This is a genomic window from Pseudomonas sp. UBA6753 (assembly GCF_002453565.1).
Classification (GTDB): domain Bacteria; phylum Pseudomonadota; class Gammaproteobacteria; order Pseudomonadales; family Pseudomonadaceae; genus Aquipseudomonas; species Aquipseudomonas putida_Z.
The window spans coordinates 158,853-173,625 of the sequence record NZ_DKHD01000002.1 but is presented as its reverse complement, the minus strand read 5'-3'; the positions used below and the strand labels follow the sequence as shown (position 1 = coordinate 173,625).

Here is a 14,773-nt window from a genome sequence, read left to right as displayed (position 1 = left end):
TTGAGCAAGGCCCAGGCAGTCCGGCGCATCGGCATTCTTGGCGGCACCTTCGACCCCGTGCACATCGGCCACCTGCGCAGCGCGCTGGAAGTGGCTGAGTTCATGGGGCTGGACGAGCTGCGCCTGCTGCCCAACGCCCGGCCGCCGCACCGCGACACCCCGCAGGTGGCCGCGCAGGACCGCCTGGCCATGGTGCAAGGCGCCGTGCAGGGCGTGCCCTGCCTGAGCGTGGATGCCCGCGAACTGGCGCGCGACAAACCGTCGTACACCATCGACACGCTGGAGTCGATCCGCGCCGAACTAGGCGCCAACGACCAGCTGTTTCTGGTGCTAGGCTGGGATGCCTTCTGTGGCCTGCCCGGCTGGCACCGCTGGGAAGAATTGCTGCAACACTGTCACATCCTGGTGCTGCAACGCCCGGATGCCGACGTAGAACCCCCTGACGAGCTGCGCAACCTTCTGGCTGCGCGCTCGGAGAGCGATCCCACCGCCATGTCCGGCCCGGCGGGAAACATTTCGTTCGTCTGGCAGACGCCGCTTGCGGTGTCGGCTACACAGATCCGACAGCTGCTGGCCAGCGGCAAATCGGTGAGGTTCCTGGTGCCGGACGCCGTACTGGCCTATATCGAGGCGCACGAACTGTATCGTGCACCTAACTGACGGTGCCTCTGGCGCCTCATCCAACGAGTTGAACGAGTTTTATATGACCAAGCAGAAAATCCACGGCGAAGAACTGGTCGCCCTGACCAAGGCAGCGCTGGAAGACGTCAAGGCCCAGGACATCCAGGTCATCGACGTGCGCGAAAAGCACAGCCTGACCGACTACATGATCATTGCCACCGGTACCTCCAACCGCCAGATCAACGCGATGCTGGAAAAGGTCCGCGAAGCGGTCAAGGCCAAGGGTGCCCAGCCACTGGGTGAAGAAGGCAAGGGCGACAGCGACTGGGTGCTGCTGGACCTGAACGACGTCATCGTGCACATGATGACCGCCGCTGCCCGCCAGTTCTACGACCTGGAGCGCCTGTGGCAGGGTGCCGAGCAAAGCCGTGCCGCCGATGGCAAGCACCACAGCCCGGACCATGCCCACGAGTACTCCGACAAGCTCAAGGACCGGGAATAAGGAAGCGCTGTGCGTCTGCGCCTGATCGCGGTCGGCTCGCGCATGCCGAAGTGGGTTGAGGAAGGCTGGCATGAATATGCCAAGCGCCTGCCCGCCGAGCTGTCGCTGGAGCTGGTGGAAATCCCGCTGAACACCCGTGGCAAGAATGCCGACGTCGCCCGCCTGATCCGTCAGGAGGGCGAGGCCATGCTGAGCAAGGTTCAGCCCGGGGAACGCATCGTCACCCTCGAGGTCCATGGCAAGCCGTGGAGTACCGAGCAACTGGCGACCGAGCTGGACCGCTGGCGCCTGGATGCGCGCACGGTGAATTTGATGGTGGGCGGCCCGGAGGGCCTGGCGCCCGAGGTCTGCGCGCGCGCCGAGCAACGCTGGTCGCTGTCGCCGCTGACCTTGCCGCACCCATTGGTAAGGATACTCATCGGCGAGCAGATCTACCGCGCCTGGACCGTGTTGTCCGGGCATCCTTACCATAAATGAGCCTGTAAGCAGTCCGATGTCGCAGCCGATCCGTCTCAAGGACCACGAGAAAGACGCCCGCCTGGTGCGCAACCGCGTCGTGGTCGGCGCAGTGGCGATCATGCTGCTCATTTGCGTGCTGATCGCGCGGCTTTACTACCTGCAGGTCATCCAGCACGACTATCATTCGACGCTGTCGGAGAACAACCGGGTGCATGTGCAGCCGATCCCGCCGACCCGCGGGCTGATCTTCGACCGCAACGGGGTGATCGTCGCCGACAACCGGCCCAGCTTCAGCCTGTCGATGACCCGCGAACGTGCGGGTAACTGGCAGGAAGTGCTGGATACCATCGTCGAAGTGCTGGAACTGACGCCCGACGACCGCGCCCTGTTCGAGAAGCGCATGCGCCAGGGCCGCCGGCCGTTCGAGCCGGTGCCGATCCTGTTCGAACTCAACGAAGAGCAGATCGCCCGCGTTGCGGTGAACCAGTTCCGCCTGCCGGGCGTGGAAGTGGTGGCCCAGTTGGTGCGCCATTACCCGCAGGGCGCGCACTTCGCCCATTCGGTGGGGTATGTGGGGCGGATCAACGAGAAAGAGCTGAAAACCCTCGACCCGGTGAACTACAGCGGCACCCACCACATCGGCAAGACCGGCATCGAACGCTTCTACGAAGCCGACCTGCATGGCCAGGTGGGCTACGAGGAAGTCGAGACCAACGCCCGTGGCCGTGTGCTGCGGGTGCTCAAGCGTACCGACCCGAAACCGGGCAAGGACATCGTGCTGAGCCTGGACATCAAGCTGCAGGAGGCCGCCGAGGCTGCCCTGGGTGGACGGCGTGGTGCGGTGGTGGCGCTCGACCCGCGTACCGGCGAGGTGCTGGCGATGGTCAGCCAGCCCAGCTTCGACCCCAACCTGTTCGTCACCGGCATCGGCTTCAAGGCCTATGCCGAACTGCGCGACTCGATCGACCGACCGCTGTTCAACCGCGTGCTGCGTGGCCTGTACCCGCCAGGCTCGACCATCAAGCCGGCGGTGGCCATCGCCGGCTTGGACAGCGGCGTGGTCAATGCCGGCAGCCGGGTGTTCGACCCGGGCTACTACCAGTTGCCCAACTACGACCACAAATACCGTAACTGGAACCGCTCGGGCGATGGCTGGGTCGACCTGGACACCGCGATCATGCGCTCCAACGACACCTACTTCTACGACCTTGCCCACAAGATGGGCATCGATCGGCTGTCCAGCTACATGAACAAGTTCGGCATCGGCCAGCGGGTTTCCCTCGACATGTTCGAGGAATCCGCCGGGCTGATGCCGTCGCGCGAATGGAAGCGCGCCACTCGCCGCCAGGCCTGGTTCCCCGGCGAAACCCTGATCCTCGGCATTGGCCAGGGCTACATGCAGACCACGCCGCTGCAACTGGCCCAGGCCACTGCGCTGATCGCCAACAAGGGCGTGTGGAACCGCCCGCACCTGGCCAAGACCATCGAAGGCCAGCCGCCGGTGGACGACAACCCCATGGAAAACATCGTGCTGCGTGACAAGTCCGACTGGGCCAAGGTTACCCATGGCATGGAGCAGGTGATGCACAACGCCCGCGGTACCGCACGCAAGGCGGCCATCGGCTCGCAGTACCGCATTGCCGGCAAGAGCGGTACTGCCCAGGTGGTGGCGATCAAGCAGGGCGAGAAGTACGACCGCAACAAGCTCCAGGAGCGCCACCGCGACCACGCCCTGTTCGTCGCCTTCGCCCCGGCCGAGGACCCGAAGATCGTGGTTTCGGTGATGGTCGAGAACGGTGAGTCCGGCTCGGGCGTCGCCGCCCCGGTGGTGCGCCAGGTGATGGACGCCTGGCTGCTTGACGAAAACGGCCGGCTCAAGCCCGAGTTCGCGCCTGCCACCGTTACCCAGGAATCAGCCCTGTGATGAACAATTTCGATCGCATGCTCTCCAGCGAGGATGTGATGCGTCGGCGCGCCAGCTTTCTACAGCGCATCCACATCGACGGCCCTTTGCTGATCATTCTGCTGACCCTCGCGGCCGGCAGCCTGTTTGTCCTGTACTCGGCCAGTGGCAAGAACTGGGACCTGCTGCTCAAGCAGGCCACCTCGTTCGGCATCGGCCTGGTGTCGATGTTCATCATCGCCCAGCTGGAGCCGCGCTTCATGGCCCGTTGGGTGCCGCTGGCCTACCTGGCCGGGGTGCTGTTGCTGGTGGTGGTGGACGTGATGGGCCACAACGCCATGGGCGCCACGCGCTGGATCAACATCCCCGGGGTGATCCGCTTCCAGCCCTCGGAGTTCATGAAGATCATCATGCCGGCGACCATCGCCTGGTACCTGTCCAAGCGCACGTTGCCGCCGCATCTGAAGCATGTGGCGATCAGCCTGGTGCTGATCGGCGTGCCGTTCATCCTGATCGTGCGCCAGCCCGACCTGGGCACGGCGCTGCTGATCCTAGCCTCCGGGGCTTTCGTGCTGTTCATGGGCGGCCTGCGCTGGCGCTGGATCCTCAGCGTGCTGGCAGCTGCGGTGCCAGTGGCGGTGGCGATGTGGTTCTTCGTCATGCACGACTACCAGAAGCAGCGGGTACTGACCTTCCTCGACCCGGAAAGCGACCCGTTGGGCACTGGCTGGAACATCATCCAGTCGAAGGCGGCGATCGGCTCGGGCGGTGTGTTCGGCAAGGGCTGGCTGCTCGGCACCCAGTCGCACCTGGACTTCCTGCCGGAAAGCCATACCGACTTCATCATCGCCGTGCTCGGCGAGGAATTCGGCCTGGTCGGGATCTGCCTGCTGCTGATCGTCTACCTGCTGCTGATCGGCCGTGGCCTGATGATCACCGCCCAGGCGCAGACCCTGTTCGGCAAGCTGCTGGCGGGCAGCCTGACCATGACCTTCTTTGTATACGTGTTCGTCAATATCGGTATGGTCAGCGGCCTTCTGCCCGTGGTGGGCGTGCCGCTGCCCTTCATCAGCTATGGCGGAACTTCGTTGGTGACGCTGCTGTCAGCGTTTGGCGTTCTGATGTCGATCCACACGCACCGCAAATGGATCGCTCAGGTTTGAATAAGGTGAAGAATTTCATGCAAGCAGTGCGTAACTGGGCTGCCCGTTGTGCGCCGTGGATCGGCGCGGTGGGCCTGTTCGGCGCTGTACAGCTGGCCCATGCCGGCGATTACCAAGGCTCGCCCCAGGTGGCCCAGTTCGTTGGCGAAATGAGCCGCGACCATGGTTTTGCCCCTGAGCAGCTGATGGGTGTGTTCAGTGAGGTGCAGCGCAAACAGTCGATCCTCGACGCCATTTCGCGCCCGGCCGAACGGGTAAAGCCGTGGAAGGACTACCGGCCGATGTTCATCACCGACGCGCGCATCGCCCGCGGTGTGGACTTCTGGCGCCAGCACGAAGCGGTGCTGGCCCGTGCCGAGCAGGAATACGGCGTGCCGGCGCAGTACATCGTCGCCATCATCGGCGTGGAAACCTTCTTTGGCCGCAACACCGGCAACTACCGGGTGATCGATGCCTTGTCGACCCTGGGCTTCGACTACCCGCCACGGGCCGAATTCTTCCGCAAGGAGCTGCGCGAGTTCCTGCTGCTGGCCCGTGAGGAGCAGCTCGACCCGCTGACGCTCAAGGGCTCCTACGCCGGCGCCATGGGCCTGCCGCAGTTCATGCCGAGCAGCTTCCGCAACTTTGCGGTGGACTTCGACGGCGACGGCCACATCAATATCTGGAACAACCCGGACGATGCCATCGGCAGCGTGGCCAGCTACTTCAAGCGCCACGGCTGGGTGGCCGGCGAAGGTGTGGTCAGCCGTGCCTGGGTGGACGGTGGGCGCGCCGACGAAGGCCTGACTACCGGCATCGAACCGGTAAAAACCGTTGGGGAGTTGCGCACGCTTGGCTGGTCGGTCCATGATTCGCTGCGCGATGATCTGCCGGTTACCGCCTTCCGTCTCGAGGGTGACAATGGCCCCGAGTACTGGATGGGCCTGAAGAACTTCTACGCGATCACTCGCTACAACCGCAGCGTGATGTATGCCATGGCGGTGCATCAGCTATCGGAACAGCTGGTTCAAGCACGGGGCGTCAAGTAATGCGCGCAATCTTCTCTGGCAAATCTTTCAAGCTGCTCACCTGCCTCGCCGTCGGCGTGGTGCTGGCCAGCTGTTCGTCCAACCGCCCGTCCCAGCAAAGCAGTGGCAACGTGGTGCGCACCCAGCCGGGCCTGGACATCAACCGGGCGCACAAGGACGGCGCGCCGTGGTGGGACGTGGATGTGAACAAGATCCCCGACGCCACGCCAACCGTGCACACCGGCAACTACAAGGCCAACCCGTACACGGTGCTGGGCAAGACCTACTACCCGATGCAGGACTCGCGCAACTATCGCGCGGAGGGCACCGCGTCGTGGTACGGCACCAAGTTCCATGGCCAGAACACCGCCAACGGCGAGCTGTACGACCTGTACGGCATGAGCGCGGCGCACAAGACCCTGCCGCTGCCGGCCTACGTGCGGGTGACCAACCTGGCCAACGGCCGCAGCGTGATCCTGCGGGTGAACGACCGTGGGCCGTTCTATTCGGACCGCATCATCGACCTGTCCTATGCCGCGGCGAAAAAGCTCGGTTATGCCGAGATCGGTACCGCGCACGTGCGCGTCGAAGGCATCGACCCGCAGCAATGGTGGGCCCAGCGTGGCCAGACGCCGCCGATGGTGCTGAAAGAGCCGCAGGTGGCCCAGACCCAGGCAATCCCGGCCAGTACCGGGCGCGTCGAGCAATGGACTCCGCCGCCCCAGCAGCATGCGGCGCCGGTGGTGCCGGTGCAGGTGGCTGGCAACAACGTGCCGGCCGGCAGTGGCGGCAGCTTCCTGCAGGTGGGCGCCTTCGCCAACCCGGACGCCGCCGAACTGCTGCGCTCCAAGCTCAGCAGCATGGTCAGCGCGCCCGTGTTCATCAGCTCGATCGTGCGCAACCAGCAGACCCTGCACCGCGTGCGCCTGGGGCCGATCAACAGCCAGGGCGAGATCCAGCAAGCGCAGGACAGCATCCGCCTGGCGAACCTTGGGCAGGCCAAGCTGGTCACAGCTGACTGACCGCGTTGCCTTCTTCGCGGGCACGCCCGCTCCCACAGATGCATGCGAAACCCTGTGGGAGCGGGCGCGCCCGCGAAGAAGGCAACACCAAACTGTCGGTTTTGTCATGAATTGCCGGGCGTGGGCATGTACAATGTCGGCTTTTGCCCGCAGCGACATAAAGCCGCACTTTGCGAGCCTGGCCTACGGCCACAAAAACTAGACTGACTGGCGCTGGGCACATGATCTTGCCCAGGGAACATCAGACCATTAGCGATTTTCGAGAGACGGATGAACATCACCAACCTTGCCAAACGACTTTGCCTGCCCGTACTGCTGATGATCACGCCTGCCGCCTTCGCGGCTGAGCAGATGACGCCGGCGCCACCGCAACTGGCAGCCAAGTCCTACGTACTCATGGATGCGTCCAGCGGCAACGTGCTGGTCGAGAACAATGGTGACGAGCGCCTGCCGCCAGCCAGCCTGACCAAGCTGATGACGGCCTACATCGCCACCCTGGACATCCGTCGCGGCCAGATCGGTGAAAACGACCCGGTCACCGTCAGCGAAAACGCCTGGCGTACCGGTGGTTCGCGCATGTTCATCAAGGTGGGCAGCCAGGTGACCGTCAGCGACCTGCTGCACGGCATCATCATCCAGTCCGGCAACGACGCCTCGGTCGCCCTGGCCGAGCACATCGCCGGCAGCGAAGACGCCTTCGCCGACATGATGAACAAGACCGCTGCCGACCTGGGCATGGCCAACAGCCACTTCATGAACCCGACCGGCCTGCCGCACCCGGAGCACTACTCGTCGGCCCACGACATGGCGACCCTGGCCCGTGCGATCATCAACGTCGACCCGGCCCACTACGCCATCTACTCGCAGAAAGAGTTCTTCTGGAACAACATCAAGCAGCCAAACCGCAACCTGCTGCTGTGGCGTGACAAGACCGTCGACGGCCTGAAGACCGGCCACACCGACGAAGCCGGCTACTGCATGGTGGCTTCGGCCGTTCGCGATGGCCAGCGCCTGATCGCCGTGGTGTTCGGCACCAACAGCGAGCAGTCGCGTGCTGCCGAGACCCAGAAGCTGCTGACCTACGGCTTCCGCTTCTTCGAAACCCAGACCTTCTACCAGAAGGGTACCGAGCTGACCAAGTCGCCGGTCTGGAAGGGCGCGACTGGCGAAGTGAAAGCCGGCCTGGCCAACGACCTGACCCTGACTATGCCTAAAGGCCAATTGAAGCGCCTTCAGGCTTCGATGACCATGAACCCGCAGCTCACCGCGCCAATCGCCAAAGGTGACGTGATCGGCAAAGTGGAAGTCAAACTGGACGAGAAAGTGGTTCACAGCGCCGACCTGATCGCCCTCGATGGCGTCGAGGAAGGTGGTTTCTTCCGCCGTATGTGGGATAGCATCCGTCTATTCTTCTACGGGTTGTTCAACTGATACGTGACCTGCATGCCCCCGCGTATCCAGCGGGGGCGTTGTTGTTGCCACGGCTTACGAGGCCGTTTCCGCCATGAGCGAACCAGACGTCAAGTCGCACAAGATCGAATTCCCCTGCGACGATTACCCGATCAAGGTCATCGGTGACACCGTTGTCGGCTTCAAGGACACGGTGATCGAGATCCTGAGCAAGCACGCCAAGGTCGACCTTTCCACCCTGGCCGAGCGCCAGAGCAAGGAAGGCAAGTACACCACCGTGCAATTGCACATCGTTGCCGAAAGCGAGAACCAGCTGCACGATATCAACAGCGCCCTGCGCGCGACCGGCATCGTGAAAATGGTGCTCTGATGTCCGCCTGCCTCGGTTTTCGCGAGCTTGGCCTGCAGCCCTACGAACCGGTGCTGGAGGCCATGCGTCGCTTCACCGAGCAGCGCAGCCCGGACAGCCAGGATGAAGTCTGGCTGGTCGAGCACCCCGCGGTCTTCACCCAGGGCCAGGCCGGCAAGGCCGAGCACCTGCTGGTGCCGGGCGACATCCCGGTGGTGCAGACCGATCGCGGTGGCCAGGTGACCTACCATGGCCCCGGGCAGCTGGTGGCCTACCTGCTGCTGGATGTACGCCGGCTGGGCTTTGGCGTGCGTGAGCTGGTCAGCCGTATCGAGCAGACCCTCATCGACCTGCTCGCCAGTTACGATGTCCAGGCCGCGGCCAAGCCCGATGCCCCGGGCGTCTATGTCGACGGAGCGAAAATCGCCTCCCTCGGCCTGCGAATCCGCAACGGCCGTTCGTTCCACGGCCTTGCCCTGAACGTGGACATGGACCTCGCGCCATTCCGCCGAATCAACCCCTGCGGCTATGCGGGGCTGGCGATGACCCAGCTGTGCGACCTGGCAGGTCCGATCGAACTCGACGAGGTCAGGACAAGGCTGCGCGGACAGCTGGTCAAGCACCTCGACTACGCTGAGCAGACGACCCTCACGGGCGGAATCGACTGAATATGACAACTGTGCAAGAAGCCGTGCCGAACCTGATACCTACCCAGGATGCCACCCCGCGCCCAGCGCCGAAGAAGGTGGAAGCTGGGGTCAAGCTGCGTGGTGCCGAAAAGGTGGCGCGCATTCCGGTGAAGATCATCCCCACCGAAGAGCTGCCGAAGAAGCCCGACTGGATCCGCGTGCGTATCCCGGTGTCGCCCGAGGTAGACCGCATCAAGCAGCTGCTGCGCAAGCACAAGCTGCACAGCGTATGCGAAGAGGCATCCTGCCCGAACCTGGGCGAGTGCTTCTCCGGTGGTACCGCCACCTTCATGATCATGGGTGACATCTGCACCCGTCGTTGCCCGTTCTGCGACGTTGGCCACGGCCGGCCGAAACCGCTGGACCTGGACGAGCCGAAGAACCTGGCCATCGCCATCGCCGACCTGCGCCTGAAGTACGTGGTGATCACCTCGGTGGACCGCGACGACCTGCGTGACGGTGGTGCCCAGCACTTTGCCGACTGCATCCGCGAAATCCGTGCGCTGTCGCCGGGCGTACAGCTGGAAACCCTGGTGCCGGACTACCGTGGGCGCATGGATATTGCCTTGGAAATCACCGCGCAAGAGCCGCCGGATGTGTTCAACCACAACCTCGAGACCGTACCGCGCCTGTACAAGGCCGCACGCCCGGGTTCGGACTACGACTGGTCGCTGGACCTGCTGCAGAAGTTCAAGCAGCTGGTGCCGCACGTACCGACCAAGTCGGGCCTGATGCTCGGCCTGGGCGAGACCGACGAGGAAGTGATCGAAGTGATGCACCGCATGCGCGAGCATGACATCGACATGCTCACCCTCGGCCAGTACCTTCAGCCGTCGCGCAGCCACCTGCCGGTGCAGCGTTTCGTCCACCCGGACACCTTCGCCTGGTTCGCCGAGGAAGGTTACAAGATGGGCTTCAAGAACGTCGCTTCCGGCCCGCTGGTGCGTTCTTCGTACCACGCTGACCAGCAGGCTCACGAAGCCAAGATCAAGCTCTGAGCCAAGCACAGAGCCACGCATGCCGATGCGCGCCGAAGGGCGGCATCGGCATTTTTGTTTGTGCCACACGCGCTGCAAGGAGCCGCGATGAATTGCGCCGAAACCTTCCAATCCAGCCTGCCCGCCGCGCTGCCGCGTGATGCCTGTTTTGCCATTGTCGCCCCGGCGGGCGCGGCGCGGCTGGATACGCACAAGGTCAACCAGTGGTTCGTTGATCGAGGCTACAGTTGCCGCATCTACCCGGGTGCCCTTCAGGCTCAGGGCTACCTGGCGGGGCCGGACCGGCAGCGGTTGCAGGACCTGCACGATGCCTTTGCCGACCCGGCCATCGACGCCATTCTGTGCATGCGTGGGGGGTACGGCAGCATGCGTCTGCTCGACCAGCTCGATTTCGAACTGATCCGGCGCAACCCCAAGCCGCTGATCGGCTACAGCGACATCACCGCGCTGCACACGGCGATCTACCGGCATACCGGGCTGCTCACCTTCCATGGCGGGATGCTCAATGCCGACCTGCTGGGGGCCAAGTTGCCGCCAACCGAGACTTCGTTGCTGGCGCAGCTGGGTGGGCATGTGCGGGCAGGTGAGCAGATCCTGCACCCTGCTGACTTCCCTTTGAGCAGCGTGCTGCATGGGGTGGCCAGCGGGCCGCTGCTGGGCGGCAACCTGTCGATGCTGGGCGCGACCCTGGGGACGATTGCCGAGCTGGATACGCAGGGTTGCATCCTGTTCATCGAGGACGTCAACGAGCCGCTGTACCGGGTGGATCGCTTGCTGACCCAACTGCGCCTGGCGGGCAAGCTGGAGGGGGTGAAGGGTGTGCTGGTGGGGGACTTTGCCGGGATTACCACTGCGGCGTTGACGCCCCTGCTGGAGGACATCTTCGCGCCGCTGGGTGTGCCGGTGCTGGCCGGGTGGCGCAGTGGGCATTGTGACCCGAATGTGTGCTTGCCTTTGGGGGCTCGCGTAAGGCTGGACAGTGTTCAGCAGACACTGTTGCTGGAGCAGGATCTGTTCACGGCGTGAGATTGTCGGGGCTGCTTTGCAGCCCATCGCCGGCAAGCCAGCTCCCACAGGTCCAGCGCAGTCTGTCAGGCCTGTGATATCCCTGTGGGAGCTGGCTTGCCGGCGATGGGCCGCACAGCGGCCCCAAAATGCTCACTGCTGACGCAGGCTCTCGAGCAGCTTGTGGGTCGGATACCCATCCGCCGGCCACCCCAGCCCCTGCTGGGCATTGCGGATCGCCTTGCGGGTATTGGCGCCAATGATGCCATCGGCATTGCCGGCTTCGTGCCCATTGCTGTTCAGCAGGTTCTGCAGCTCCATGCGCTCGCTGCGGCTGAGCGGCAGGTCTTCTTTCGGCCAGCTGCCGGCAATGAAGCCCCAGCCCGTGAAGCGATCACCCAGCAGGCTTACCGCCAGCGCGTAGGACGACGAGTTGTTGTACTTGAGGATGGCGCGGAAGTTGTCCAGCACCAGGAACGCCGGGCCGCGCGCGCCCGCTGGCAGCAGCAGGGCGGCAGACAGCTGGTTGCTGCCCACTGGCAGCTGGGTACCGGCAGGCAGTTTCACGCCCATCGCCAGCCACTCGCTCACCGGCTTGCGCAGGGCGCCATCGGCCTGCCAGTAATCGAAGCCAGGCGGCACCTGTACCTCGAAGCCCCACGGCTGGCCACGTTTCCAGCCCGAGCTCTGCAGATAGTGCGCGGTCGAGGCCAGGGCGTCTGGCGTGCTGTTCCAGATGTCGCGTCGGCCATCGCCGTCGAAGTCCACGGCATGGGTGTTGTAGGTGGTCGGGATGAACTGGGTCTGGCCCATCGCGCCGGCCCACGAGCCACGCATGGCCTCAGGCTGGATGTCGCCATGCTGGATGATCTGCAGCGCAGCGATCAGCTGGTCCTGGGCGAACTGCGGGCGGCGGCCCTCATAGGCCAGGGTAGCCAGCGAGCGGATCACCGATTTGTTGCCCTGGAACTGACCGAAGTTGCTTTCCATGCCCCATACCGCGACCAGCACCTGGCGATCGACGCCATAGCGTTGCTCGATGCGGGTCAGCAGTTCGGCGTTCTGCTCCAGCAGCTTTTTGCCGTTGCGCACACGCAGGGGCGACAGGGCGCCTTCGAGGTATTCCCATACCGGGCGGGTGAACTCCGGCTGGCTGCGATCGGCCGTGATCACGTCCATGTCGGGGGTGATGCCGAGGAAGGCGCGGTCGAAGGTGTCCTGCGAAATGCCGGCTTGCAGGGCTTGCTGGCGAAAGCCTGCTTGCCATTGTGCGAAGGTTTGCAGAGGCTGGATTTCAGTGCTGGTGTCGGGCGTCGTGCCGGGCAGGGTCACCACCGGGGCGGGCTGGGCGGGGGCCAGCGGCAGGGCATCGGCGGCGGTGGGCTTTTCTGCGCAGGCCACGAGCAGGATGAAACTGGAGGCCGCGATCAGCTGACGGGTTTTCCAGCGGGGGAGAAGACTGAGGAGCATTCACAGATCCAGAATTGCAGGTCAGGTGACGACCATACCATGCCTGCGCTTTCGATGCTTTCATGCAGCCAAAAAGTAGGAAGCCTCCCAATCTCTCGATTGGAAGGCTTCGCGGCGGTAGCTGCCTTTGCCCTTGTTCGGCTGTTCCTGGCGGCAGCGGAACAGCGGTTGGGCGATGATCGACTTGGCCTTGTTGGGGCCGTGCTTTTTCGGCTTTTTGCTCATGGCGGGGTTCCCGGGTTGGGTGGGTTTCGCGGCGCACTGTAGGGCTTGGGGCAGGGTGGGGCCAATTGATTGTGTTTATGGTTCGAGATGTTGGGGACATTGCAGCCCTGTGGGAGCGGGCGTGTCGAGGCGTCGAACCGCCGCGAACACCGGCGAAGCCGGTGCCATCCACCGTGTCGCCTGATTCGCGGGCATGCCCGCTCCCACAGCGGCCCCAGTTACTCGGGAGGCAGTGCCAGGCGCTGGCCGGCCATCAGCAGCGACAAGCGCGCCAGGCCGGTCCACGGCGAGCCCTCGGCCTGGCCCTTGATCTGTGCATCGATACGCTGGGCATCTTGCAGCAACTGCGCCCAGCGCTGCGCCGACAGGCGCTGCAGGGCCTTGCTGACCAGTGGCCGGCGTTTGTCCCAGATCGGCGGGCGGGCCTGGCTGAAGGCCTTGTCCAGCGGTACACCCTGGCTGAACTGCTGGGCCAGCCCGGCCAGCTGGCGCAGCTCACGGGCCAGGGCCCAGAGAATCACTGGTGGCTCAACGCCTTCACCGCGCAAGCCTTCGAGCATGCGCAAGGCATGCGCGGCTTCGCCGTTGAGAATGGCATCGACCAGGCCGAAGACATCGAAGCGGGCGCTGTCGGCGACGGCAGCCTGCACGGTCTCCACGGTGATCTGGTTACCTTCGGCAAGCAGCTTGAGCTTTTCGATTTCCTGCGCTGCAGCCAGCAGGTTGCCTTCCACGCGCGCGGCAATCAGGTCGACGGCGTCACGCTGTGCCGACAGGCCGGCCTGCTGCAGGCGTTGGTTGATCCACTGCGGCAACTGGTGCACATCCACCGGCCAGATCTGGATGAACTGGCAGTGGGCACCTTCGATCAGCGCCTTGCCCCACTTGGTCTTCTGTGCGCTGCCGTCGAGCTTGGGCAGGCTGACCAGCAGCAGGGTGTCTTCGGCGGGGTTGGCGCAGTATTCCATCAGCGCAGCAGCGCCCTTGTCACCGGGCTTGCCCGAGGGCAGGCGCAATTCCAACAGGCGGCGCTGGGCGAACAGGGACAGGCTGGCGCCAGCCTGGAGCAGGGTGCCCCAGTCGAAGTTGGCGTCGGCACTGAATACCTGGCGTTCGTCGAAGCCCTGCTGGCGCGCGGCGTTGCGGATGGCGTCGGCGGCTTCCTGGCACAGCAGCGGGTCGTCGCCGCTGACCACGTAGACCGGTGCCAGGGCGCCTTGCAGGTGCTTGTTGAGTTGGGCGGGGGCGAGCTTCATGGGAAACAGGCGGGGTACCCGAAGGTACCCCGCTCGGGCTTAGTTGCCCGGTACTTCCAGTGGCGACTGCTGAGGCGTTTCGGCCTGCTGGCGGCGAGCGGCCTCCAGCGCAGCGGCTTCGGCCTTGGCACGTTCGTCGGCTTGGCGCTGCAGCTCGTCCAGCTGGGACGGGGTCAGCATCTGCAGGCGAACGACCATGGCGTTGACCAGGTCGCGACGCATTTCTTCGCGGGCGCGGTCGGCTTCCTGTTCAGAGCCGGTGATGTTCGAGCCGTCACGCAAGTAGATCTTGCGTACTTCCAGCTTGTCGCTCATCAGCTCCAGGTTGTTCAGGCCCTGGATGCTGTAGTTCAGCACGGTGGTCAGCTCGTACTCGGCGGTACGGTTGCCGCTGTTGTAGGTTGCCGAGCGCTCGCGCTCCTGCTCATTGGTCAGCACCAGGCGGTACGGTGCGCCAGCGTGCACGTTGACACCGCTACGCTGCAGTACTTCACGCAGCTGGACCACGGTCGGGCCGTAGGCGTTGCGTGCGCTGACGTCCATTTCCTTCACGCTCAGCTCGGTGGAGCCGGTGCCGCGCAGCTGGAAACCGCAGGCGCTGAGCATGACCGCCAGGCCAATTACCAGCAAATTGCGTTTGATCATGTTGTTGCTCCCTTGTGGGCCTGTTCGCCCGCCCGCAGTGGCTGCGGGC

The 14,773-nt window shown here is 64.4% G+C and carries 16 protein-coding genes; 12 read left to right on the top strand and 4 right to left on the bottom strand.

Annotation, left to right across the window (positions count from 1 at the left end; translation table 11 throughout):
* The 12 genes from nadD (at position 1) to B2790_RS00965 (ending at position 11,149) form a co-directional block, all read left to right on the top strand.
* Positions 1 to 660 carry a nicotinate-nucleotide adenylyltransferase gene (nadD, locus tag B2790_RS01020; protein ID WP_075046481.1) on the top strand — a complete coding sequence of 220 codons (660 nt, stop codon included), beginning with the start codon at positions 1 to 3 and terminating at the stop codon, positions 658 to 660.
* Positions 661 to 703: 43 nt separating this feature from the next.
* The gene (rsfS, locus tag B2790_RS01015; protein ID WP_013974359.1) at positions 704 to 1,123 is read left to right on the top strand and encodes a ribosome silencing factor; all 420 of its coding nucleotides are present in this window, start codon (positions 704 to 706) and stop codon (positions 1,121 to 1,123) included.
* A 9-nt stretch (positions 1,124 to 1,132) separates the two neighbouring features.
* Complete coding sequence (gene rlmH, locus B2790_RS01010; protein WP_003249722.1) at positions 1,133 to 1,600, top strand: 23S rRNA (pseudouridine(1915)-N(3))-methyltransferase RlmH; 468 nt, start codon at positions 1,133 to 1,135, stop codon at positions 1,598 to 1,600.
* A 16-nt stretch (positions 1,601 to 1,616) separates the two neighbouring features.
* Positions 1,617 to 3,506 (top strand): penicillin-binding protein 2, encoded by a 1,890-nt coding sequence (gene mrdA / locus B2790_RS01005; RefSeq protein WP_025340768.1) that lies wholly within the window; start codon positions 1,617 to 1,619, stop codon positions 3,504 to 3,506.
* A 38-nt stretch (positions 3,507 to 3,544) separates the two neighbouring features.
* Positions 3,545 to 4,648: a rod shape-determining protein RodA gene (rodA, locus tag B2790_RS01000; protein ID WP_046613723.1), complete on the top strand. Its 1,104-nt coding sequence runs from the start codon at positions 3,545 to 3,547 to the stop codon at positions 4,646 to 4,648.
* 17 nt (positions 4,649 to 4,665) lie between these two features.
* On the top strand, positions 4,666 to 5,676 hold the full coding sequence (gene mltB, locus B2790_RS00995) for a lytic murein transglycosylase B (RefSeq protein WP_025340767.1): 1,011 nt from the start codon (positions 4,666 to 4,668) through the stop codon (positions 5,674 to 5,676).
* Entirely contained in the window at positions 5,676 to 6,677 is a 1,002-nt protein-coding gene (locus B2790_RS00990; RefSeq protein WP_286918066.1) for a septal ring lytic transglycosylase RlpA family protein, read from the top strand. The genes mltB and B2790_RS00990 overlap by 1 nt, the downstream gene beginning before the upstream one ends.
* A gap of 270 nt (positions 6,678 to 6,947) precedes the next feature.
* Positions 6,948 to 8,108, top strand: coding sequence for a D-alanyl-D-alanine carboxypeptidase family protein (locus B2790_RS00985; protein WP_085591614.1), 1,161 nt, complete (start codon positions 6,948 to 6,950; stop codon positions 8,106 to 8,108).
* Positions 8,109 to 8,181: 73 nt separating this feature from the next.
* Positions 8,182 to 8,457 (top strand): DUF493 domain-containing protein, encoded by a 276-nt coding sequence (locus B2790_RS00980; RefSeq protein WP_003249736.1) that lies wholly within the window; start codon positions 8,182 to 8,184, stop codon positions 8,455 to 8,457.
* Positions 8,457 to 9,104 carry a lipoyl(octanoyl) transferase LipB gene (gene lipB / locus B2790_RS00975; RefSeq protein WP_286918065.1) on the top strand — a complete coding sequence of 216 codons (648 nt, stop codon included), beginning with the start codon at positions 8,457 to 8,459 and terminating at the stop codon, positions 9,102 to 9,104. Before B2790_RS00980 ends, lipB begins: the two co-directional genes overlap by 1 nt.
* 2 nt (positions 9,105 to 9,106) lie before the next feature.
* Entirely contained in the window at positions 9,107 to 10,123 is a 1,017-nt protein-coding gene (lipA, locus tag B2790_RS00970) for a lipoyl synthase (protein WP_003257574.1), read from the top strand.
* An 87-nt stretch (positions 10,124 to 10,210) separates the two neighbouring features.
* Complete coding sequence (locus B2790_RS00965; RefSeq protein WP_286918064.1) at positions 10,211 to 11,149, top strand: S66 peptidase family protein; 939 nt, start codon at positions 10,211 to 10,213, stop codon at positions 11,147 to 11,149.
* Between the two features lie 132 nt (positions 11,150 to 11,281).
* Here B2790_RS00965 and B2790_RS00960 read toward each other — a convergent pair whose 3' ends face one another.
* From B2790_RS00960 to lptE, 4 genes are all read right to left on the bottom strand, one after another.
* A complete protein-coding gene (locus tag B2790_RS00960) occupies positions 11,282 to 12,598 on the bottom strand; it encodes a lytic murein transglycosylase (protein ID WP_286918063.1) in 1,317 nt (438 codons plus the stop codon).
* A gap of 60 nt (positions 12,599 to 12,658) precedes the next feature.
* On the bottom strand, positions 12,659 to 12,823 hold the full coding sequence (gene arfA / locus B2790_RS00955) for an alternative ribosome rescue factor ArfA (RefSeq protein ID WP_003257578.1): 165 nt from the start codon (positions 12,821 to 12,823) through the stop codon (positions 12,659 to 12,661).
* Positions 12,824 to 13,041: 218 nt separating this feature from the next.
* Positions 13,042 to 14,079 (bottom strand): DNA polymerase III subunit delta, encoded by a 1,038-nt coding sequence (gene holA, locus B2790_RS00950; RefSeq protein ID WP_085663576.1) that lies wholly within the window; start codon positions 14,077 to 14,079, stop codon positions 13,042 to 13,044.
* Positions 14,080 to 14,118: 39 nt separating this feature from the next.
* Positions 14,119 to 14,724, bottom strand: a complete 606-nt coding sequence (gene lptE, locus B2790_RS00945) for an LPS assembly lipoprotein LptE (RefSeq protein ID WP_075046474.1) — start codon at positions 14,722 to 14,724, stop codon at positions 14,119 to 14,121.
* Positions 14,725 to 14,773 lie beyond the last annotated feature (49 nt).

Coding starts and splice junctions, on each gene's coding strand:
- rsfS (WP_013974359.1), top strand. CDS start 704: ATGACCAAGCAGAAAATCCACGGCGAAGAACTGGTCGCCCTGACCAAG.
- lipA (WP_003257574.1), top strand. CDS start 9,107: ATGACAACTGTGCAAGAAGCCGTGCCGAACCTGATACCTACCCAGGAT.
- B2790_RS00960 (WP_286918063.1), bottom strand. CDS start 12,598: ATGCTCCTCAGTCTTCTCCCCCGCTGGAAAACCCGTCAGCTGATCGCG.
- B2790_RS00980 (WP_003249736.1), top strand. CDS start 8,182: ATGAGCGAACCAGACGTCAAGTCGCACAAGATCGAATTCCCCTGCGAC.
- B2790_RS00985 (WP_085591614.1), top strand. CDS start 6,948: ATGAACATCACCAACCTTGCCAAACGACTTTGCCTGCCCGTACTGCTG.
- lipB (WP_286918065.1), top strand. CDS start 8,457: ATGTCCGCCTGCCTCGGTTTTCGCGAGCTTGGCCTGCAGCCCTACGAA.
- holA (WP_085663576.1), bottom strand. CDS start 14,079: ATGAAGCTCGCCCCCGCCCAACTCAACAAGCACCTGCAAGGCGCCCTG.
- B2790_RS00990 (WP_286918066.1), top strand. CDS start 5,676: ATGCGCGCAATCTTCTCTGGCAAATCTTTCAAGCTGCTCACCTGCCTC.
- mltB (WP_025340767.1), top strand. CDS start 4,666: ATGCAAGCAGTGCGTAACTGGGCTGCCCGTTGTGCGCCGTGGATCGGC.
- mrdA (WP_025340768.1), top strand. CDS start 1,617: ATGTCGCAGCCGATCCGTCTCAAGGACCACGAGAAAGACGCCCGCCTG.
- lptE (WP_075046474.1), bottom strand. CDS start 14,724: ATGATCAAACGCAATTTGCTGGTAATTGGCCTGGCGGTCATGCTCAGC.
- B2790_RS00965 (WP_286918064.1), top strand. CDS start 10,211: ATGAATTGCGCCGAAACCTTCCAATCCAGCCTGCCCGCCGCGCTGCCG.
- rodA (WP_046613723.1), top strand. CDS start 3,545: ATGCGTCGGCGCGCCAGCTTTCTACAGCGCATCCACATCGACGGCCCT.
- arfA (WP_003257578.1), bottom strand. CDS start 12,823: ATGAGCAAAAAGCCGAAAAAGCACGGCCCCAACAAGGCCAAGTCGATC.